Below are 21,135 nucleotides of genomic sequence, written 5' to 3'. Positions count from 1 at the left end.
TCATTTGCTGCCTTCGTTCGCGATCGGCGGGGCGTCACCGGGCTGCGGCGACCAGTCGGCATCCCTGCCGAATACCTCGCGGATCGTGCCTTTCAGGGAATCGCCATAGGCGGGATTGGGGAGCGCGAACCACCCGGCACCCCACAGTTGCGCATATTCCCCGCGGGCTGCCAGTTCGCGGCGCTCCTGCGGCGAGAGGGCGGGGGCATTGAACAGATCGGCGAAATCACCGAGGTTGTCGCCCGCCAGCGCGATGATGCAATAGCGCGAAGCGATTGCTGCGCGCCGACCGTCCTTGCCGCTGCCCTCGTTCCCATCGTCCCCGCGCAGAAAGAGGGTTTCGCGATGGACCGCCTTACCGAGCCCGGCTGTCTCGATGGCCTGTCGCGCGCCTTCGGGCGAATGCTGACGATTGGTGTTGAAGACCGGCGTGATACCCGCATCGCGCAGCCGGCGAAGTGCGGTCACCGCGCCCGGCACCGGACGGGCCAGGGGACCGCCGCGTTCTTCCCATCGCTGCCAGCTTTCCGACGAATAGGTGTTGCCCTGTGCCAGCCACGCTTCGTAGCCGGCATTAAGAACAATCGTCTCGTCCACGTCGAACACCACCGCGAGCGGCTTGATCCGGTTGCCATCGATACAGCTTTCGCTCCGGATGGTGCCCTCGATGCCCATGGGGACCGACTGCGGGATATTGCGCAGCCGCGATTGCGTGACCGCGTAATCGGCCAATTGGCGCATGGCCTGGATCGAGACGCCTGCTGCCTCCCCGGAACCGTAGAGCCAGCGCATGGTGTCGGGCGCCGGACTATCGGCGGTGAGCGGCGCCGGTGCAGGCGACGGCGCATCCTGTGCCGGCGCGGTGGCGCAGCCGGCGAGCAGAACGGCCAACGCCGTAGAGGATGCTGCCCTTATCCACATCATGCGATCTCCCGCTTGCGTGTGGTCACGAACTCGATCTTCTTGTCGTAAGGGGCGCCCACGATCATGCGCTGGACGTAGACGCCAGGCAGATGAATGCAATCGGGATCGAGGCTGCCGGCGGGGACCACTTCCTCGACCTCGACCACGCAGACCTTGCCGCAGGTCGCCGCCGGCTGATTGAAGTTGCGGGCGGTCTTGCGAAAGACGAGGTTGCCGGTCTCGTCCGCTTTCCACGCCTTGACGATGGCGAGATCGGCGAGGATTCCGTGCTCCAGAATGTAGTCCGCATCCTCACCGTCCCGGGTGGTGAAGCGGCGAACCTCCTTGCCTTCGGCCACCTGCGTGCCGACGCCGGTCCGGGTATAGAAACCCGGGATGCCCGCGCCGCCGGCGCGCATCCGTTCGGCCAGCGTGCCCTGCGGGCAAAACTCCACTTCGAGTTCGCCGGACAGGAATTGCCGTTCGAATTCCTTGTTCTCGCCGACATAGGACGAAATCATCTTTTTCACCTGCCGCGTCCGCAGCAGCATCCCGATTCCTTCGTTGTCGATACCGGCATTGTTGCTGGCGAATGTCAGACCGCTCACGCCGCTGTCGCGAATGGCCCCTAGCAGTCGTTCGGGAATCCCGCACAAACCGAAACCCCCGCTGGCGATCAGCATCCCATCGTGGAGCAAACCGTCGAGAGCGGCTTCGGCGTTGGGGAAGAGCTTGTTCATCTGACCTCCGTGGAAAGTCGGCTCTAAGGGCGACACAATGCGTTGTCACCCCTGCGGTTTAACCCGGCGCCCGGTTGGTTGCAAAAAACTCAACGGCATTGACACTTTCGCACTTGCACAATTTTTTGCTGCGATGCACATAGGACGGGCCTTTCAGGCATCCTCTCCCAAGACTTCCATGCCCGGCTGGCTCGTTCAGCCGGGCTTTTTCTTTGTCTTCGCACGGGCACTCCGCAACATTTCGCGGACCCGCGCCCGCCTCTCGCTCATTGCAACACCATGTGGCCCGTCCCATGTGGTGGCGCGACAAGCTTAGGACGATGGAGGTTTGCCCGATGGCGGATGCGGATGCGGCGGCGGCAGTGGAAGATACGGTAGTAAGACTGCAGGTGGCGGCCGCCCGGCAGGAGGAAAGCGGGCAAGGCATCGTTCGCATGCCGCGGTCGGCGTTCCAGGCGCTCGGCATCACCGAAGGGGACATCGTCCAGATCACCGGCAAGCGCGATACCGTCGCCATTGCCATGTCCGCCTATGATGAAGACCAGTCGCTGTCGGTCATCCGGCTTGACGGGTTGCAGCGCGGGAATGCCGAAGTCGGCTCGGGCGAGCACGTCAAGGTGGCGGCGGCTGAATCGCGACCGGCTATTCGGGTGGTGTTCGCCCCGGCGAACCGCGACATGCGCCTGCAGGGGCCGAGCCAGGCACTGAAACGCAACTTCTTCCGCAAGCCGCTGATGGCGGGGGACCTGGTCGCGACGACCGGGCAGCAACCAGTCCAGAACATGCCGCCCGAAGTCCGCCGGATGTTCAATTCCCCCGCCTATGCACTGACCCAGATTCGCCTCAGCGTCGTCTCAACCTCGCCCAAGGGCATCGTTCATATCGACGAGAACACCGAGGTCGAACTGCGGGCCGAATTCGAAGCGCCGCGCGATGCGCGGGCAGTCGTCAATTACGACGATGTCGGCGGGATGGGCGATACCATCCAGCAACTTCGCGAGATGGTCGAGTTGCCTCTGCGCTATCCTGAACTGTTCACCCGCCTCGGCGTCGATCCGCCCCGCGGCGTGCTGCTCCACGGGCCGCCAGGCACCGGAAAGACCCGTCTTGCGCAGGCGGTCGCTAACGAGAGCGACGCGAGCTTTTTTGCCATCAACGGGCCGGAAATCATGGGCTCGGGCTACGGCGAAAGTGAAAAGGCACTGCGCCAGGTCTTCGAGGATGCCGCCAAGTCCTCGCCCGCAATCATATTCATCGACGAGATCGATTCGATTGCACCCAAGCGCGACCGGGTGCCAGGCGAGGCGGAGAAGCGCCTCGTCGCACAGCTTCTCACCTTGATGGACGGGCTCGAAGCGCGCGCTAATCTGGTGGTGATCGCGGCGACCAACCGCCCCGATGCAATCGACGAGGCACTTCGCCGACCGGGCCGCTTCGACCGCGAAATCGTGATCGGCGTGCCCGATGAAATGGGGCGGCGCGAAATCCTTGGCATCCACACCCGCGGTATGCCGCTGGGCGACCGGGTCGATCTGGGAGAACTGGCCAAGGCGACCTACGGCTTCGTCGGGGCAGATATCGCGGCGCTGGCCCGGGAAGCTGCCATCGACGCGGTGCGCCGGATCATGCCGCGCATCGATCTCGACGAGCGCACCATTCCCACCGAAGTGCTCGACGACCTCTATGTCGCGCGCGAGGATTTCCTCTCGGCGCTCAAGCGCGTCCAGCCCTCCGCCATGCGCGAAGTCATGGTGCAGGTTCCCAATGTCGGCTGGGACGATATCGGCGGGGTCGGCGATGCGATTGCCAAGCTCAAGGAGGGCATCGAACTGCCGATGAAAAACCCCGAGGCCTTCCGCCGCCTCGGGATTCGACCGGCGCAGGGTTTCCTCCTTTTCGGACCCCCGGGCACCGGCAAGACGCTTTTGGCCAAGGCTGTCGCCAAGGAGGCCGAGGCGAATTTCATCTCGATGAAGTCTAGCGACCTGCTTTCCAAATGGTATGGCGAAAGCGAGCAGCAGATCGCCCGCCTGTTCAAGCGCGCGCGTGCCGTGGCGCCGTGCGTCGTCTTCATCGACGAGATCGACAGCCTGGTCCCGGCGCGGGGCAGTGGTCAGGGCGAACCGCAGGTGACGGGACGGGTGGTCAATACCATTCTTGCCGAAATGGACGGGCTCGAGGAACTGCAATCGGTGGTCGTGATCGGCGCCACCAACCGCCCGACGCTGGTCGATCCGGCGCTCTTGCGTCCGGGCAGGTTCGACGAACTGGTCTATGTCGGGACCCCGGACAAGTCGGGGCGCGAGCAGATCCTCGGCATCCACACCGCGCAGATGCCGCTCGATGGCGATGTCGAGCTCGGCGGGATCGCGGACAAGACCGAACGCTTTACCGGCGCGGATCTTGAGGATCTGGTCCGCCGGGCCGGCCTCAATGCCCTGCAACGGGCCGGCGGCGATGTGCAATCCGTGGCGATGGAAGACTTCGCCAAGGCGCTCGACGATAGCCGGGCGACGGTGACGCCGCAGATGGAAGAGGAATACAAGAAAATGCGCGGCGAACTGAAGAAACGCGCTGCCGAGGTTCAGCCGATCGGCTTCCTTTCGGAAGAGATGCTGCAATCGACCCGCGAGAAGAAGCACGGCTGACCGACCGGATGGTGACGCCGGTCGGGGCTCGATGCCTAGTCCCCGGCGGCCCTCCGGTTCGCCGCCTCGACGCTAAGGCGATGGCGGATCAGGGCATCCGGCTGGTTCTGTCCGAGCCATTCAAGCATGTGCTCGCGCACCGCGCAGCGGAGCGAGAACAGGCTGCCGATAGTAGCCGAGCTCATCGATAGTCGCAGTTCGATGCTCTCGGGATGGGCATCGCTCATCACCAGTTCGAGGTTGCGCCCGTCCCAGAGCGGGTGAGCCTTGACGAACCGTTCGAACTCTTCGCGGATCGGGGCGACCTGCGTCGCGGGATCCAGATGCAGCATCACGGGGCCGGTCAGCCGTTCGCTGATGCGGGACCAATTTTCGAACGTATTTTCGAGGAATCGCGCCGTGGGAACCACCAGCACCCGCTCGTCCCAGGTGCGTACGGTGACAAAGCTCATGCGGATTTCCTCGACCCGCCCGGATTGCCCGTCGATCTTGACCAGATCGCCGATCCGCAGCGGTTGGGTCAGCGCCATCTGCAATCCGGCGATCAGCGATTTCAATGCCGGCTGCGCCGCCGCACCGACCGCGAGGGCGGCAAGACCTGCCGAGGCGAGCATCGTCGTCCCGACGTCGCGAACGCCGGGAATGCCGAACAGGATCAGGGCGACCGTGATCAGGACGATCGCCGCCCGGGCGGTACGCGAAAGGATCGCGATGCGGGTGCGATGGGACCGTAGCGCGACCTGATCGTCGGCCAGAGCCGCCTGCTCTTCGTAGCCGGCAGCAATGCCCTTGACGATCGCGAACAGCAGCCAGCCAATGACGGCGGGGGTCAGGACGGTGGCAAGGATGTCCCACCCCTCGCCGACAAGCGCCCCGTTTTCCGCCGCGATCGAGACCGCGAAGACGATCATCGCCATGCGCAGCGGGGTCCGAACCTTGCGCAGCACCACATCGTCGAGCAGCGTGCTCGACACCCGTACAGCGCGTGCCATTACCGCCATGACGATCCAGTGAAACACCAGGGCTATCGCGATGGCGATGCCCAGGACGATCAGCGAATCGATCGCGCCCTCGTAACTTACCGGCCAATTTTCGTATCGCAGGCGTTCGGGAATCATGCGGCCGCCTCGTGCGGGAATTCGATCACGACCTCGATCCCGTCATCGAGGAAGCGCCGTTCGACCGAACCGGACAGCTGGCGCGCCGCGCTGGTCATCAGCTGGCTGCCAAAACCGGTCGTGGCGGGGCCGGCACCGCCTTCGCCCGCTGGTAACGCCACGTGTTCGCGCCAGACGAAGCGGATCCCGCCGCTTTCGTTCACGTCCCAGGAAATCGCGATCTCGCCCTCCTTTGCCCATGCGCCGTACTTGACCGCATTGGTCGTCAATTCGTGCAATACGAGCCCGAGCGGGGTCACGGCCTTGGCTGGCAGGGTGACCGGCGGTCCGGCGATATGCGCGGTCTTGGCGGACGACCGATAAGGCGCCAACGTCGTCTCTACCAATGCACTCAGCGATGCGACAGGCCGGTCGAGCTCGCCCTGGCTGACTTCGTGCGCGGTGAGGAGCGCGCGAATCCGCCTGGCGATGCTTTCCGTCACCTCCCTGGCTTCGGGACGGTCGCGCGCGCTCATCTGGACGATCGCGAGGATCACCGCGAAAAGGTTCTTGACCCGGTGATTAAGCTCGCGCGCAAGGAGATCGGCACGGTCCCGCGCCTCGACCACCAGCGAGGCCTGCGCAGCTTCGGCTTCCGCCCGCGCCGCGCGCGAAACCAGCCGGGCACCGAAGACGATCGCGAACAGAAGCAAGAGGATCAGCATCGCCAGCAACGGCAGGATGCGGGCCTCGACTCTGGTTGTAGCAAGGTTCTGCTGGCGCAGCAGTTGCTGTTCGATGCTTTCCATTTCGCGAATCGAGCGCCGCAGGCGTTCCATCACTTCGTGCCCTTCGTCGGTCAGCACCGCACGCCGGGCGTCCATCAAACGGTTCTGTTCGATAAGTTCGACCGACTGGCTCATCTCCGCGAACTTTGCCCGGCTGAGCGCGTCGATCTGATCGAGCAGTTCCGCCTGTCGCGCAGTGCTTTGCCCAGCCATCAGGGCCTCCAGCCTGCCAAGTGCCGGGTAAAGCTGTTCGCGGCCGAGCCGATACGGTTCGAGATACCGCCGGTCGAGGGTCAGGAAAAATCCCCGCTGCCCGGTTTCAGCGTTGAGGGTGGCCATGTGAACGTTGCGCAGTTCGCCTAGGATCGAGGCGGTCTGGCGGCTCTGCTCGCGCTCTGCGCGTTCCGCCTCCAGAGTCTGCCACACAAGGAAGATCAGCGCGAACATCATCGCGCTGATCGTCATCAGGATCACGACATTGGGCCACCGTCGGCCCAGCCGGGTCAGCGAAGAGGGCGCTGTCAATGCGCGGCATCCCAGCTGTTGCCGTGGCCGATATCGACCCCGAGCGGCACCGACAAGGTCACCGCCGGCCCGGCGGCCTGCGCCATGACCTCGCGGATCACCTCGCTTGCCTGAGCGACATCAGCCTCGGGCAGTTCGAACACAAGTTCGTCGTGGACCTGAAGCAGCATCCTCACCCGGGGCAGCCCCGCCACTGCCAGCGCCTGCGGTATCCGTGCCATCGCCCGCTTGATGATATCGGCGCTGGTGCCCTGGATCGGGGCATTGATCGCCGCGCGTTCGGACCCTGCGCGCTCGTTCGGGTTCTTGGAGTTGATCCGCGGAAACCAGGTCTTGCGCCCGAACAGCGTCTCGGAATAGCCGCGCTCGCGCACGCTTTCGAGGGTGTCGGTGATATAGCGCTGGATGCCGGGAAAGCGCTGGAAATAGGTGTCGATCATCGCCTGGGCCTCGTCCGCCTCGATCTCCAGCCGACCGGCGAGGCCCCACCGCGAAATGCCATAGAGGATGGCGAAATTGATCGTCTTGGCCTGCGCCCGGGTATCGCGGGTGACTTCGCCGAACATTTCGCGGGCGGTGCGCGCGTGAATGTCTTCGCCCTTGGCAAAGGCGTCCTTCAGCGGCCCGACATCCGCCATGTGTGCCGCCAGCCGCAATTCGATCTGGGAATAGTCGGCGGCAAGGAGGACGTTGCCGTCCTCGGCCACGAAGGCTTCGCGGATCTGCCGGCCGATCGGGGTCCGGATCGGAATGTTCTGCAGATTGGGATCGTTCGAGGACAAGCGCCCGGTTTGCGCGCCGACGAGGCTGTAGTTGGTGTGCACCCGCCCCGTCCGCGCATTGATCGCATCCTGCAGGGCATCGGTATAGGTCGACTTGAGCTTGGCTATGTGGCGCCATTCCAGCACCTTGTGCGCAATCGGTGCGCCGCCTGCCGCCAACCGCTCGAGAACCGACTGGTCGGTCGAATATTGCCCGCTCTTGCCCTTCTTTCCGCCGGCATGGCCAAGCTTGTCGAACAGGATGTCGCCCAGCTGTTTCGGACTGCCGATGGTGAAGGCCTGTCCTGCAAGGGAGTGGATCTCGCCTTCGAGTCGCGCGGTTTCCCCGGCAAATTCATCGGACAGGCGGGCAAGATGCGCCCGGTCGACCTTGATGCCGCGGCGTTCCATGTCGGCCACGACGGGGATGATCGGCCGATCGACCCGCTCGTAGACGCGCGAGCCGCCTTCCTGCGCCAGGCGCGGCTTGAGAAGGCGATAAAGCCGCCAGGTAACATCGGCATCCTCGGCGGCATATTCGGTTGCCTTGTCCAGCGGAACCTCGCCGAAGGCGATCGCCTTCTTGCCGCTGCCGCAGACATCCTTGTACGCGAGGCACTTGTGACCAAGATGGCGTTCGGCAAGCTCGTCCATCCCGTGGCCGCCGCCGATCCCCTGCTCGCTGCGCCCGGCATCCAGGGCGAAGCTTGCCAGCATCGTATCCTCGACCGGTGTCACTTCGATCCCGTTGCGTTCAAGCACGTTGAGATCGTACTTGCCGTTGTGAAACACCTTGATGACGCTGTCCGCCTCCAGCATCGGTTTGAGCGCCGCAAGAGCGGCCTCGATCGGGATCTGTTCGGGGCGCTGGGCGAACATGTCGCCCCCGCCATGGGCAAGGGGGATATAGCAGGCATCGTTCGGTCCCAGCGCGAGGCTGACGCCGACCAGATCGCACCGCATGCAATCGAGCTCGCTCGTCTCGGTATCCACCGCGACAAGCCGGGCGGAAAAGGCGCGCGCGATCCAGTGGTCCAGCCGGTCAAGCGACTGAACGCATTCATAGGCGGAACGATCGACCGCCGGCATGTCGGCGGCAGGATTGGGCGCGGGGCTGGCGTCACCCTCACCGGGGGTGGCGACCTTGGCCGGATTAAGGTCCGTCCTGCGCCCCGGACTGCCCGTGCCGGCTTCGAGGCGTCTCACCAGGCTGGTGAAGCCGTGTTTTTCGAGAAACGCCGCCAGCGGGGCGGGCGGCACCCCGTCCAGCCTCATGTCTTCCAGCGGCACGGGCAGCGCGCAGTCCTCTTTCAACTGAACCAGTTCGCGGCTGAGTTCGGCCATGGCGCGGCCTTCGATCAAGCGATCACGCAGTTTCGACGGCTTCATCGCCTCCGCCGCGTCGAGTGCCGCGGCGAGCGAGCCGTGATCCTGGATGAGCTTGCTCGCCGTCTTGGGCCCGATGCCGTAGATGCCAGGCACGTTGTCGACACTGTCCCCCATCAGCGCGAGCACGTCGCCGACAAGATCGGGCTCGACCCCGAACTTCTCGACCACTTCGGGGATGTCGATCCGCTGGTTCTTCATCGTGTCGAGCATGTCGATGCAGCCGCCGCCTTCCGCGCAGCGCCCGACAAGCTGCATCAGGTCCTTGTCGGACGAGACGATGGTGACGTCCCAGCCCTGCCGCGTTGCCTCGCGCGCGTAGCTGGCGATGAGATCGTCGGCCTCGAGGTCGTCCTCCTCGATGCAAGGCAGGCTGAAGGCCCGGGTGGCATCGCGGATGAGGGGGAACTGGGGGACGAGGTCGGCGGGCGGTTCGGGCCTGTTGGCCTTGTACTGTTCGAACAGCGCGTTGCGAAAGCTTGTCGACCCCTTGTCGAGAATGACCGCCAGATGAGTCGGGCCATCCGCCTTGTCGAGATCCTCGGCCAGTTTCCACAGCATCGTCGTATAGCCGTAGACAGCCCCGACCGGGGTGCCTTCCGGATCCGTCAGCGGCGGCAAACGGTGGTAGGCGCGAAAGATGTAGGCGGACCCGTCGACAAGATAGAGGTGGTTCTTCTCCGGCATGCGCGCGCCTTAGCAGCGAGTGCCATTCGTGGGGAGCGGCAAACGTCGAGGCGAAAACGGGATTGGGGCGAAAACACGTCACGATTATGGCAAATTGTGGCGAAAGCTCTTGCGTTGCCACAATGCCGCCACTATTTGGCTTGGGTGAGGGCCGACACGGCTTTCTCGCGGTGACCTACGGGCCGCCGGTTGCAGTAATTAATCCAAAGGACCAGTTCTTATGCGTAAGATCGCTCTTATCGCCGCTGCTTCGGCCGCTGCCCTGTCGCTTGCCGCTTGCTCGGAAGAGACCCAGGACGCTGCCGCCACCACCGCGGAAAGCGCCGCCAACGACACCGAAGCCAATCTCGAAGCCGCTGGTTCGGAAATCGAGCAGGCCGGTGACGCAGTCGCCGCCGAAACCGCCGAAACCACCAACGAAGTTGCCGGCGAAGTCGATGCCGCTGCCGCGGAAGTCGAAGCCGACGTGCAGGACGAGACGACCACCGAAGCCCAGGCTGACTAATCGGTCGACGCTTCGGGCTCTTCAGCTCGAACAGGAAAGGGCAGTGCCTCGCGGCGCTGCCCTTTTCTTTTGTCCGTGAGATAGCTCGTCGGGTTCCGCTCTACTGTCCGCCATAATTGGCGCCGGTCAGCACCCGGGCCCTTTGCGCTGCATACCCATCGTGGATAGCGCGCGCGAGCTGAGCGATCTTCGCTTCTCGGTCGAGACGCGTCCCCTGACCGGTGACGTAGATCGCAACGGCAATGGCACGTCCATCCGGCAGTTCGAGAATTCCGACGTCGCTCGACGTGTTGTTGAGCGAGCCGGTCTTGTGCGACACCCGCACACCGGCCGGCATCAACGCCGGGATACGGCGCTTGCCCGTCCGTGTCCGGCTCATCGCTCCGAGCAGGACTCGCCGCGATTCGGCGGAAAGGTGCTTGCCCTGGTAAAGCCCGGTAAGGAGCGTGAGCATCGCGTTTGGAGTCGCGCTATCCCGCGGATCGATATGGTTCGCAGGATTATACTGGCCATCGTCACGGACGAGCGTCGCAATGTCGCGGTCGATGCTGAACTCGCGAATGCCTTGCCGCCGCATCCAGGCGTTGACCTCCTTGGGCCCGCCGACGACGCGCAGAAGGGCATCGGTGGCAGGATTGCTCGAACGGGTGATCATGATCTCGATGAGATCGATCGCCGCCATACGCTCGCCCTCGTAGACCGGAGCGACCTTGGTCGAAAACCGCGCGGACCGGCTCGGCAGGAGGAGCGGGAACTTGCTGGTCAGCGACCAGCGCCCTTTTTCGACCCCCTCGAGAAAGGTCGCCGCCACCGCGATCTTGCTGGTGCTCGCCATCGGGAAACGCTGGTCCCCCAACACGCTGATGCGCTGGCCGGTCGACAGGTCCATCGCCGCGACCCCGATGCGTCCGCGCGTTCCTTCGGCAAGCTCAGCAATGCGTTGTTCGAAGGCGTTCTGATAGACAGCATCGAAGGTCTGGGGCTGGCGTACTTCGGTGCCCAGCGTGGTATCGAACTGCGCCCGATAGTCTGCCCCGGAAGCCTGAGTTTGCGCCGCTAGCGGAGTGGCCAAGGCCAGTACCCCCGCTGCCATCCATCGTCCGATCGCCCTTATCTGCATACCCGCCCGTCTAGACCCCGCATGGTTATCGGGAACTTAACAGCGCAATCGGTACGGGTGCAAGCGCGGCGACGATCAAGCGTGCCGCCGCCGCGTTGCACTCTCGCCAGGGGGACCGGCAAAGTGCGTGCCGCGATCAGGCGGCTGCGATTGCCTTTTCGATCCGGGCGGTCGGCTCACCCGTCATGGTCTTGGCGATTTCGCCGACAAGGCGCTTTTCCAGCTCGCCATGATAATGCCGCCGCATCTCGCCCAGCGTCTTGGGATCGGCGATCACCAGCAAATCGTCGATCTCGTTCGCAATGACCTTGGCATTGAGCCATTCAGCCGCTGCGGCCCCGTGCGCCAGTTCTTCCAGATCGGTACTGCCGCTTCGCTGGCTCTCGTCGTCCTGATTCTTGATCCCGGCGCTGTAGTTGGTCGTTTCCAGATCGGGGCGCTGTGCACCCTCCAGCTTGGGTTCGAACGGCTGACCCGCATTGCGCATCAGGGTGAAATTCTCGCCGTCGACGATCGCGACATGGGCCTTGTGCGGCAATTTCATCGGGTACTCCTCGTCAGTTGTTGGTTCGAAGATCCAACGTTCGAGGTGCAGGAGAGGTCCGCAAGCTTAATAGCCCATCAAACATGGCTGATCAGGAAGGCAAAAGCCTATGCCGTGCCTTTGCCCAGCAGGGGCAGGCGATCGTTCGGCCCGATGGCGGCGACAAGTTCGCCAAGGAAGCCGGCAAGGTCGGCGGTGGGCGGGGCGCCTTCCGGTCGGACATGGGAAGCGCGAACGAGGATACCGTCGGGAATGTTACCCTTGAAGGCCTCGGCCAGCTTCTCGCTCCTCTGCTCATCGGCCGTCCGCGGGAAACTGTCGCCCATCCGGCTCCAGTAGACGATATCCTCGACCCGGCCCGGGGCCGTCGCCGTCAGTTCGACCGCAGGTATCTTGCGCCCGGCAAGCGCCAGCGTGACCGGCTTGCGCGAGGCGATCTGCATACCGACCGCGGGGTAGCATGCCTCGGGCCGGTGAAGCTGCAGATCGTCGGTCTGCGATGCGCCATAGGCCGCCAGGAACATCACCTGCTCGCCTGTCTGCGTATTGCGATAACGGCGGGTGACGAGATCGTCATACAACCGGTCGGTCAGGCTGCCTTCGCTGGGAGGAACGATCAGGTTGGGATCGAATTCCGACACCCACGCGCCAAACCGTTCGGGAATGACCGGGCCGAGATCCCCCCCTTCGAGGTAACGCAGTTCCAGACGCGGAGTCAGCCAGGTGCCGAGCCCGAATGCCGCGGCGAAAGCGCCGCCCAGCATCACCGTTCGCCGATCGATCGCGCTCATCGGATGCGGTGCCCCAACAGCTTGCGCAGCCCGGCATCGACCGCGAACATCATCGCCAGGGCCACTGCGAACAAGGCGACGCCTGCGGTATTGTGAAACACCCCCTGCGCCACGCCGTCGCCATAGTGATAGGTGACCAGAATCAACGTCATCACCCGCAGGAAGTTTACGAAGACCGCAATCGGCAGGATCAGTGCGATGAGCAGCAGCGCATAGCGCCAGCTCGATCCATGAAGGAGATAGATGTAGAAGAGGGTGACCGCGGTTAGCCCGACGATCGAGTTCATTCCCGAACAGGCCTGTTCCACCAGCAGGCGATATTGCGCGACCTCGATCGCGACGCCGCTGCGCGACACGGGGTAATCGAGTGCCCGCATGACTTCGGTCGCGGCGTAGGAAATGAAATGCTGCAGCGGCGCGGTGACGAGATCGATGACCCAGCCGGGCGGGGGGATCAGGAACGCAAGGTAGAACAACGGGAAGGCGTTGCGCAGAACCGCGCGAGGGCCGACGGTCAGCACCAGAACGCCGATCAGCGCGAAGTACAGCCCGGCCGTCTCCAGCATGAGGAAGTCGTAGGCCCGCCCGAACACATAAAGCGCGAGCGAGGCCGCGATTCCAGCCCAGGCAAGCGGCGCGCCGTTCCTGGCAACGTCGAGCGGGCTGCGCGACCAGTCACACCGGGAAAGCAGCCAGAACCCTGTCGCCAGCACGATCGGTCCGTGGGCGCCGATCTCCAGCGTCCACGAATTTTCCGCCAATCGGATGATCGTCGGGATTGCAAAGGCGAGACAGACCAGTGCGAGCGGCCAGTTCGCCATGACGCGCGACACATTGCTGCGTTGCGGCGCGCTCGATTGGGACGGCGACCCGGGAAGGATCGCCTCAGTAGGCATTCAGGAAGGTCCCGAGGATTTCGCCCTTGTTCTGGCGAATATCGGAAGCAAGCTTCTTGATGTCATTGACGTAGGACTTGTCCTTGCGCGCGATGATGAGCGCATAGCGCAGTATATTGGCGACCCGCATCGCATCGGAACTGCGATTGGCAGGGGCCGTGTCGACGATGACGCAGGCGTAATCGCGCAGGCATTCTCCGAACACTTCGCCGGCGCGGGTCGAGGCCAGCAGGCCGGCCTCGCTCGACGTGCCGCCCGCATACAGGACCGAAAGATTGGGCAGAACTTCGTGATGGATCGCCTCCGCCAGCGGCATCTCGTCTTCGTTCAGACACTGAAGAAGCCCGATCGCCGGGGCCGGGGGGGTGATATACCGATCGATCGCTGGATCGCGCAGGTTTGCATCGACGAGAATTGTGCGGACGCCCGACATCGCCATGGCAACCGCGATATTGGCCGCAATGTAAGTGCAGCCGGTATCTTTGGACGGGCTGCAGAAGGTAATGCCGCGCTTGGCGTTCTGGACATGCTGTGAGAGCAGCTCGGACAGCAGCAACGAAATCGTTTCCGCCTCCAGCGAACCGCGTCCCGAAAGGAGAACCAGCTTGTCGGAGAAGGCATAGTCGCCGCCCTGTTCCTGCGCCTCCGCACTGGCGGGCGAGAAGGACGGTTCCGGGTCCTGTGCGGGTGACCAGTCACCCTCTGGCGATGTGGCGAGCGTGTTCATGTTGCGAATTGTTCCCCCCGTAGCCGTGCGAAGGGACGACCCGTCTTCTGATTGGTGTCCGCCGCTTCGTGCATCGCGCCAAGGACTGGCGCATCGATCAACTGCAATTCCTCGACCCCACGAACCCGCCGTTTGAACAGCTCGAGCAACAGCGATGCCAGCACCCCGATGCCAAGTCCCGCAGCCAGCGAGACGATCATCAGGAACGGATAGTTCGGAAAAGTGCGTGCCTGCGGCACCACGGCGTCGTTGAGAAGGGTAAGCCCGCTTTCGTTCGACTGCGCTTCCTGTTCCAGCTGTGCAGCGCGGGCCGCAGTTTCCTGATACCGTTCGCGAAGGACGATGACGTCGGTGGCAAGCCGCCGCGCCTCGTTGGCGGCGCCGGCCTTCTGCAGCACCCGGGCCTGTTGCTCGTTATAAAGCGATTCCAAGGTCGGTCCGCTGGTCACGAACCGGGGTTGCGATGCCGACTCGCGCGCGACGGAGGAGGCAAGGGCTGCGCGTTGCTGACGCAATTGGACGAGGCTCGGGTGGTTGGGACCGAGCGTGCGAGAGGCCGCGGCGATTGCCGCATCGATTTGCGCCAATTGCCCCGCCGAAGGAGCGACCCCGCCCCCCGTCATGGTCTGCGTCTGGGTCGCCGGAGTGGAGCCTGCCAGTGCCCGCAGGCGAGTGGTATCCGTGTCGATCAGATCGTCTGTCAGCACGACGCCGTTGGCGCGCTCGAAATTCGTTTTTGCCTGCTGCGCATCGGCCAGCGCACCCTGGACCTCTTCAAGCTGGGTCTGGAACCATTCGGCATTGCGCTGCGCCGCTGCCCGCCGGTTTTCGAGCGATTCCTCGACAAAGGCGTCGCGCACGAGATCCGCAAGCTTGGCCGCCGGCTCTGGCGAAGTGCTGGCATAGGTGATTTCGAGAATGTTGCTCCCCGGGACCATGGCGGCGGTGGTGTTGTCGATCACCCGCTGGGCGAGCCAGCGGCGATATTCCATGCGTCCGGCCGCGCCGCTTTCGCGGTACTCCTGCGCCAGTTCGGGCGAATCGACCCACCCGGCCTTGACCGCGACCCGTTCAGCGATCTGCGGATCGGTCACCATCTGCAATTGCGTGCCGACATAGGCGCGCGACCATTGCGGTGCGATCGTCTGCCCGGTAACCGGATCGGGCTTGACGATGTCGAGCATCACGCGCGACGTCGCCTCATAGCGCGGCGGCATGATCCAGGCGACCAGCAGCGTGGCGAAAAGCGCGACCGCCGTGGTCGCCCCGATCAGCATGCGGCGGGCCCACAGGATGCGGAAGAACTGGGTAATGCTCATGTGTGCCGCCTATACTTGCAAACCGGGCTCAGAAGAACCGCTCGCCAACCTTGAGGACATCGCCTTCGAGAACCGGCTGGGCGAGGTCGAGCTTGCCGATGTCGCGCCCGTTGCGGAAGACCGTGATCTTCTTTTCCGATCCCAGCGCCGAGAGGCCACCGGCCCGGGCAAGCGCCATGCGGAGCGACATCTCGTCGCTCACCGGATAGCAGCCCGCCGCATTCACGGCGCCATAGATGCAGAAGGTCGCCTGCGAGCCTTCGGCAACACGGTCGACGAAGATCTTGTCGCCGGGGGCGACATAGGGATCGCGGTCCGTCCCGCCGGTCGCCATTTCCTCGAGCGTGACATTGATCTTCTCGCCCGAGGCGCGGGTGAGGGTGACCGTCTCCGATCCGTCTGCGGCGATCCCGCCGACGCGGGCGATCATTTCCGACAGGCGATAGTTGCGATCGATCGGGACCAGGCCAGGCGTTCCCACCTGCCCGAGGACTACGACATAACGGCTGGCATAGCCCGCGACGATGACGTTCACGACCGGATCGTTGTAATAGCCTCCGGCCTTGAGTTGGCGGGCCACCTCGTTCTGCAACTGCGAAATCGTCAGATCTTCCGCCTTCACGTCGCGAATGAAGGGAAGCTGGACCGTTCCGTCCACCTGGACCTGGACCCGCGACTTGTACTCCTCCTGCCCGGCGACCGAGACCTCGATGATATCCCCGGGGCCGAGGATATAGCCTGCCGCGAGGGGGGGCTGCGACGCGTCCGCGGCAGAAGCGTCATTGCGAGCAGCTTCTACCGGAGGGGCCACGTCCTGTTCGAACGCCGAAGTCTGCGCCGCAACCGGCGAGACCGACATCGCCACGAAGCCGACCGCACCGAGACAGCGGAGGGCGGAACGGGAAGTAAACGCTACGTTGATCATTCGATGGTTCCTATCGCCGCAGTACATACTTAACCGTTAAGCCGGCATAAAACCCGTCGTAATCGAACAAGGGGTTGTTGGCCGAGCGGTTTTCGTATCCACCATACAGCGTGAAGCTGAGAGGACTGGCCGTCTTGTAGGTTGCCGAAACTGTCGCGAGGTTGAACTGATCTTCCAGCAAGTTGCCCTCGGTGCTGGGCGGCAAGAGCTGGCTGTAGGTATAGTTGCGATCGCGCAGCGAGTAGGCGGCGGCAAGGTCCCAGTTTTCGTTCAGCGCATAGTTCGCCCTCACGCCATACAGCGTCTGTCGCATGTAAAGGGCATCGTTGTTCAGGACCGGGAACACGTCTTTCCCGAATTCAAGGCCGATTTGCAGTCGCGGCGGAAAGGTGCCGTTCAAGGCGATGTTCCAGCCGGCTCCGCTGAAATCGTCACCGATCACCGCGGCCGAATCGACATTGACATAAAATGCCTCGACCCTGGCGTTCCACCGGGCGCCGATATCTCGCTCGAACGACGCGCCATAACGCCGGACATCGTAGCTATCGAGTTCGTCGCCGATCAGGCGGTTTTCGTATTCCGTACTTTCGTTCGACACATAGAGGTCGAGCGTGCCGATGGACGGCTGATGATAGCCGATCCCGCCATGATAGGTGAAACTGTCGTAATCGGCCAGCTGGCGCAGTACGCTGGAGTTGTCGCCCATTCGCCAGCTGACGCCGCCGATCGCCCGGAGGCCGATGGGCCGCCCGCAGGATGCATCGACCTTGTATTCCTGGATGGTCTGGACGTTGTCGATTCCAAGTGTGGGATCGAGGACGAGTGCGCGGTTACCGGCTTCTGCCTGCCGGCGCTGAAAACTGGCTCCCGGACGCACTTCGCACAGCGAAAGGTTCAGAAGGCCGTCGAGATCGGCCGCGATACGCTCGCTGTCGAGGCGGGGGTTCTGGAGGTGGAAATCATACCCAACCAGAGCCGAGGCCCGGATGGCATGACGGCCGAGGGTCTTGTTGATAGTTGCGGTTATCGACGGGGTGATGATCTGGTCGGTCTTGTCATAACCGCGCGCCTCCGCCCGCTCGGAATTGCCGTTGACGACGTTACTATCGTACCGAAGGTCCACCTGGGCGCCGAATTCGAGGAAGTCCTCGCCCACGGTTTGTGCCGATGCGCTCCCCGCAAGAGCCGCGATTGTCATTGCACCTGCCACGGCGGCGACAGCGCGCATATTGCGATTTACCTTCGCCATAAGCGATCTCCCTGTGGCCGCATGGTGTGCAGGATCCGGCTCTGGAATACTCGCCAACCCACACGGCGATCCATCTGTTTATCAAATCCGTCCCTGTAAGACACGGCGTATCGTGCCGAGAAACTCTTTCAGGAGCAGATGCGGTCGTTCTTTTCGGGTTGCCGTTGCAACAAGTAAACCTTTCATTTCGGGAACGGGGCGCAATGCCGCGCGCCATGCCGCCATCCGTGCCGCGATCCGCCGTTTGCGCCGTGCCTGTGCGGGCTGCATCAGGTCCACTTCGGCAATTGCAAGCGGCTCGGTGCTGACCTTGCCGGCACGCAACGCCTCGGCGAGGAAAGCCTGGCCGATTGCGCTGCGCACCATGACAAGGCTCCGACCATCGGCTTCATCAAATTGCGGATAGCCGCTTTCCCCGCCATACCAGGCATCGGCGCAGGCAATATCGGCCACCCCGCCGACCGGGTCGGGACAGATCTTGCACCGGAACTGGACCTGGCTCGAAAGATACCGGCCCCAGCTATCCTCATAGCGCATCTCGCCCGTCCGACCCGACCGTTCGCGTGCGACGGTCAAACCCGGCCAGCCGTTCCCGCGATAGCGGAAATCAGTGATCTCGTTTGGTACAAGGCCCATCGCCTCGACGATCCGCGCCGCGCCAGCATGGCTTGGGATCCCGCCACAGAAAAAGGACAGTTTGAGCGGAAAGACTTGGTCCACCCGCGGATCGCGAACTGCGAGCGACCGCAGCGCGGAAACATCGCAGGGTTTGCCGATGAAGACCGTCGGCGTACCTGCATCAAGCAAGCGGTCTATATCGATCAGCGGCGAGGAGGGTGCATAGCGCGAACCCGCCCGCGCTAGCACTTCCGCCCTGTTCCGCGATAACACCGTCCGATTCCCCGTCGGAAAGTCACGGTCGCCGACGACATGCAGGACCTGAGCCGCAAGGCCGCTTTCCAGTGCATGGATGGCGAGGGCCGAGATCATCCCGCCTGACGAGCCGGCATGCCGAACCGCCGGATCGATCGCATGACCGGTCAGGCATTCGAGATAGGGGCCCCAGGATTCGTGCGTTTGCGCCGCATCGATCATGCGATCCCAGCCGAAAACAGTTAGGCCGGGGCAGGTTTCGGCAATCGTCTGATCGATTGCGCGGGTGACCGGCGCCAATTGCCGCGGGCGCGCGTAACCCGGCTCCTCGTTCGTCATCACGATTGCACCGGGTGCGATGCCGGCGCACAGGCCGCACCCGGAACATAGCTTGCCCTTCTCGACCCGCTCGAGAGCCGGAGAAGGGAAAAGAAGCTGATCGTTCATCGGGCAAGCTGCGCCCGCAGAACCGAGCGGTAACCGTCGAGCATCTCCTCGACCTTGCCAAGTGCGGCGCGTTCCGCCTGCTCCATCTCCTCCGCTTCCCCGAACGCCCGCGTTACGAAAGCAAAGGCTTCGTCCTCGTTCATCCCGGCGACCGGCGTGAGCCATGGGTATTCCAGCAATCCGAACAGACCGGAAAACTTGCGACTGTAGGCAATCGGCACCACCGGTGTGCACGAGGAAAACGCCGCGATGCAGGCATGCATCCGGCCGGCGATCAGGAAATCGAGCCCGGAGATATAGCTTTTGGCCTCGCTTGGATTCGCGAAGTCGGGCACCCTTATCGCTTGCGGGTATTCGCCCTGCAGGCGATCGGCCCACGCACCGTCATCGTCGCTCTTGTCGCTCGCGCTGTTCGCGTGGGTCACGAGATGCACTTCGACATCGTCCCGGGCGCACAGATAGGCCAGCAACCGCCGGTGAAGCGCAAGGTAGTCGAAGGAGAGGCCGAAACGGTTCTCGCCCGTCTCCGCCTGACGGCAAAGCAGCCCGGACGCATTGATGCCGATACGGCGCTTGCCGCCCTGGCCGCGGAGGTGGGAGCGATCCTCGAAAGGAAGCTTGAACGCGACATCGACCGCAAGATGGGCCTTCGCCGTCGGGGCGACCTGCGTGATCGCGGCAAGCGACTGGCGATCCCGGGCGACAACCGCCACAGCGCGCTTCATGACCGATGCGGCCAATGGGCGCGCCCACGGGCTTTGGAAGGGACCGATCGTCTGCGGAGCCAGGATCAGCGGCACGCCGTTCCACAGGGTGAGCTGTTTTGAAAGCCACATGAAGCCAAAGCGCTTGGCGCCGTAGATATCGGCAAAGCTGTCGCCCGCGCCGATATCGATGACGCAGTCGAGCGTACCGACCTTGGCCCAGAAGCCCGAAGGCGAGAACATCGTGCGGCTGTCGATCTCGAACTGCTCCACCCCGGGGGCGATCGATTCGGTGTAGTTTTCGCGCATCGAGAGGACGACGAACTCGACCTCCCGGCCGAGGTCGGCGGCGACTTCGCGGATGATCGCCATGTTGCCCAGGGTCAGGGCGCCGACACCAAGATTGCCCGCCCTCAGCGAATGCCAAAGGAGGCCGATACGAACCGGTTTCATGACATTCCGATTATTGGCGGGATGAGGAACGCGGGCGGGGGCGGAGCCGCCGCTCAGCGCCCCGGTTCCGCGGTGGGGGAGGCCCCGGGGTTCGGTGCGGCTGCAGGCTTGGGCGCCGAAAAGTTCTCGGCATACTGCACGGTCTGTTTCTTCTCGTCGATGATCGACTTGAAGACGCTCTGTGCCTGGCCATTCGCCCGCTGCTGAGCCAGCATCTCGCGCGCGATCCCCAAGGCCCGGTCGTCGGGGATCGGATAGCCCTTGCGGGAGACGACGGCATTGATCCGCGCGCCGTTGCCTTGCGGCAGGACATAGACTTCGCCGACGCCGAGCCCGACAAGCTGGCGCGCGACCGCGGGGCCGACGGTCAGCGAATCGACGCTGCCCATCGTCGTCTGGTAAGGAATCCGGTTCTGATCGAGCAGGGCGCGGATACCTGCCAGCGTCTCGATCGGCTGCATCTGCCGGAGCACAGCCGGCGTGATCTGCGGCACCACTACCTGTTCGACCACGCTGACGAAGCGATCGGCAAACATCGCGGGATTCTCGGTGATGAAGCGCCGCGCTTCGTCATCGGAGGGACGCGGGGACTGAGCCGTCAGATCGCGGCGCAGCATGTCGACCAGCGCAGCTTCCTCAGCCCGCTGGATCGCCAGCGCGCCGGCGGGCGTCTTGTCCAGACCGCGCTCGCGCGCTTCGTTGGCGAGGATCTTGCGATTGAGCGCCGCATCGAGCACCCGATTGGCAAGTTCGGGGTTCTGGCTTTGCTGCGGAATCCCGAGTGCCGCCAGTTCCGATCCGATCTGGCTGACGGTGATTTCCTCTCCGTCGAGCGTTGCAGCAACCTGCCCGCTGGGCGCATCGCTGGAATCGCAGCCCGCCAGCACGATGCTCAGCGCGAATAACACCTTTACGGATTTCATGATCTTCCTTACTCGCGATGTCGATGATCGAACTGTTGCATGAGGGCGGCTCTTCGGTCGCGGGACCGAATAACACACTCGAACTTTGATTAAAGGGAAAAGGTTTCCCGAGTTCAAACGACAC

At 63.7% G+C, this 21,135-nt stretch carries 18 protein-coding genes; 2 read left to right on the top strand and 16 right to left on the bottom strand.

The genetic code is table 11. The features are described 5' to 3' along the window. Both ACHFFA_RS06355 and ACHFFA_RS06350 read right to left on the bottom strand, forming a co-directional pair. Positions 1-891, bottom strand: a complete 891-nt coding sequence (locus ACHFFA_RS06355) for a 5'-nucleotidase, lipoprotein e(P4) family (RefSeq protein WP_394270001.1) — start codon at positions 889-891, stop codon at positions 1-3. A gap of 29 nt (positions 892-920) precedes the next feature. Then, positions 921-1,643, bottom strand: a complete 723-nt coding sequence (locus ACHFFA_RS06350; RefSeq protein WP_394270000.1) for a CoA transferase subunit A — start codon at positions 1,641-1,643, stop codon at positions 921-923. A gap of 335 nt (positions 1,644-1,978) precedes the next feature. On the opposite strand from ACHFFA_RS06350, the gene ACHFFA_RS06345 reads away from it, so the two are divergent. Next, positions 1,979-4,291, top strand: coding sequence for a CDC48 family AAA ATPase (locus ACHFFA_RS06345; protein ID WP_394270076.1), 2,313 nt, complete (start codon positions 1,979-1,981; stop codon positions 4,289-4,291). A 35-nt stretch (positions 4,292-4,326) separates the two neighbouring features. Here the strand turns inward: ACHFFA_RS06345 and ACHFFA_RS06340 are convergent, their stop codons facing one another. The 3 genes from ACHFFA_RS06340 to polA are packed head-to-tail and all read right to left on the bottom strand — an operon-like array spanning position 4,327 to position 9,535. Continuing rightward, the gene (locus tag ACHFFA_RS06340; RefSeq protein ID WP_394269999.1) at positions 4,327-5,409 is read right to left on the bottom strand and encodes a mechanosensitive ion channel family protein; all 1,083 of its coding nucleotides are present in this window, start codon (positions 5,407-5,409) and stop codon (positions 4,327-4,329) included. Continuing rightward, entirely contained in the window at positions 5,406-6,701 is a 1,296-nt protein-coding gene (locus tag ACHFFA_RS06335) for a CHASE3 domain-containing protein (protein WP_394269998.1), read from the bottom strand. The genes ACHFFA_RS06340 and ACHFFA_RS06335 overlap by 4 nt, the downstream gene beginning before the upstream one ends. Continuing rightward, a complete protein-coding gene (gene polA / locus ACHFFA_RS06330; protein WP_394269997.1) occupies positions 6,698-9,535 on the bottom strand; it encodes a DNA polymerase I in 2,838 nt (945 codons plus the stop codon). Before polA ends, ACHFFA_RS06335 begins: the two co-directional genes overlap by 4 nt. A 220-nt stretch (positions 9,536-9,755) precedes the next feature. On the opposite strand from polA, the gene ACHFFA_RS06325 reads away from it, so the two are divergent. Next, positions 9,756-10,040, top strand: a complete 285-nt coding sequence (locus ACHFFA_RS06325; RefSeq protein ID WP_394269996.1) for a hypothetical protein — start codon at positions 9,756-9,758, stop codon at positions 10,038-10,040. Positions 10,041-10,140: 100 nt separating this feature from the next. Here ACHFFA_RS06325 and ACHFFA_RS06320 read toward each other — a convergent pair whose 3' ends face one another. From ACHFFA_RS06320 to ACHFFA_RS06270, 11 genes are all read right to left on the bottom strand, one after another. After that, positions 10,141-11,133, bottom strand: a complete 993-nt coding sequence (locus ACHFFA_RS06320; RefSeq protein ID WP_394269995.1) for a serine hydrolase — start codon at positions 11,131-11,133, stop codon at positions 10,141-10,143. A 163-nt stretch (positions 11,134-11,296) separates the two neighbouring features. Then, the gene (locus tag ACHFFA_RS06315) at positions 11,297-11,704 is read right to left on the bottom strand and encodes a host attachment protein (RefSeq protein WP_394269994.1); all 408 of its coding nucleotides are present in this window, start codon (positions 11,702-11,704) and stop codon (positions 11,297-11,299) included. 107 nt (positions 11,705-11,811) lie between these two features. Next, positions 11,812-12,495 carry an exosortase C-terminal domain/associated protein EpsI gene (locus tag ACHFFA_RS06310; RefSeq protein ID WP_394269993.1) on the bottom strand — a complete coding sequence of 228 codons (684 nt, stop codon included), beginning with the start codon at positions 12,493-12,495 and terminating at the stop codon, positions 11,812-11,814. Next, entirely contained in the window at positions 12,492-13,316 is an 825-nt protein-coding gene (gene xrtV, locus ACHFFA_RS06305) for an exosortase V (protein ID WP_394269992.1), read from the bottom strand. Before xrtV ends, ACHFFA_RS06310 begins: the two co-directional genes overlap by 4 nt. Positions 13,317-13,380: 64 nt before the next feature. Further along, a complete protein-coding gene (locus tag ACHFFA_RS06300) occupies positions 13,381-14,118 on the bottom strand; it encodes a CpsD/CapB family tyrosine-protein kinase (RefSeq protein WP_394269991.1) in 738 nt (245 codons plus the stop codon). Next, positions 14,115-15,437 carry a GumC family protein gene (locus ACHFFA_RS06295; protein ID WP_394269990.1) on the bottom strand — a complete coding sequence of 441 codons (1,323 nt, stop codon included), beginning with the start codon at positions 15,435-15,437 and terminating at the stop codon, positions 14,115-14,117. The genes ACHFFA_RS06300 and ACHFFA_RS06295 overlap by 4 nt, the downstream gene beginning before the upstream one ends. A 28-nt stretch (positions 15,438-15,465) precedes the next feature. After that, positions 15,466-16,362, bottom strand: a complete 897-nt coding sequence (locus ACHFFA_RS06290; RefSeq protein ID WP_394269989.1) for a polysaccharide biosynthesis/export family protein — start codon at positions 16,360-16,362, stop codon at positions 15,466-15,468. A gap of 10 nt (positions 16,363-16,372) precedes the next feature. Beyond that, the gene (locus tag ACHFFA_RS06285) at positions 16,373-17,560 is read right to left on the bottom strand and encodes a hypothetical protein (protein WP_394269988.1); all 1,188 of its coding nucleotides are present in this window, start codon (positions 17,558-17,560) and stop codon (positions 16,373-16,375) included. 132 nt (positions 17,561-17,692) lie between these two features. Further along, entirely contained in the window at positions 17,693-18,931 is a 1,239-nt protein-coding gene (locus tag ACHFFA_RS06280) for a Coenzyme F420 hydrogenase/dehydrogenase, beta subunit C-terminal domain (RefSeq protein ID WP_394269987.1), read from the bottom strand. Beyond that, on the bottom strand, positions 18,928-20,088 hold the full coding sequence (locus ACHFFA_RS06275; RefSeq protein ID WP_394269986.1) for a polysaccharide pyruvyl transferase family protein: 1,161 nt from the start codon (positions 20,086-20,088) through the stop codon (positions 18,928-18,930). The genes ACHFFA_RS06280 and ACHFFA_RS06275 overlap by 4 nt, the downstream gene beginning before the upstream one ends. Before the next feature lie 53 nt (positions 20,089-20,141). Next, the gene (locus tag ACHFFA_RS06270; RefSeq protein WP_394269985.1) at positions 20,142-21,011 is read right to left on the bottom strand and encodes a hypothetical protein; all 870 of its coding nucleotides are present in this window, start codon (positions 21,009-21,011) and stop codon (positions 20,142-20,144) included. Between the last annotated feature and the right edge of the window lie 124 nt (positions 21,012-21,135).

Source organism: Qipengyuania sp., from assembly GCF_043423005.1.
Lineage (GTDB): Bacteria > Pseudomonadota > Alphaproteobacteria > Sphingomonadales > Sphingomonadaceae > Qipengyuania.
The sequence above is the reverse complement of the archived record's forward strand: the minus strand, read 5'-3'. Positions and strand labels throughout refer to the sequence as shown.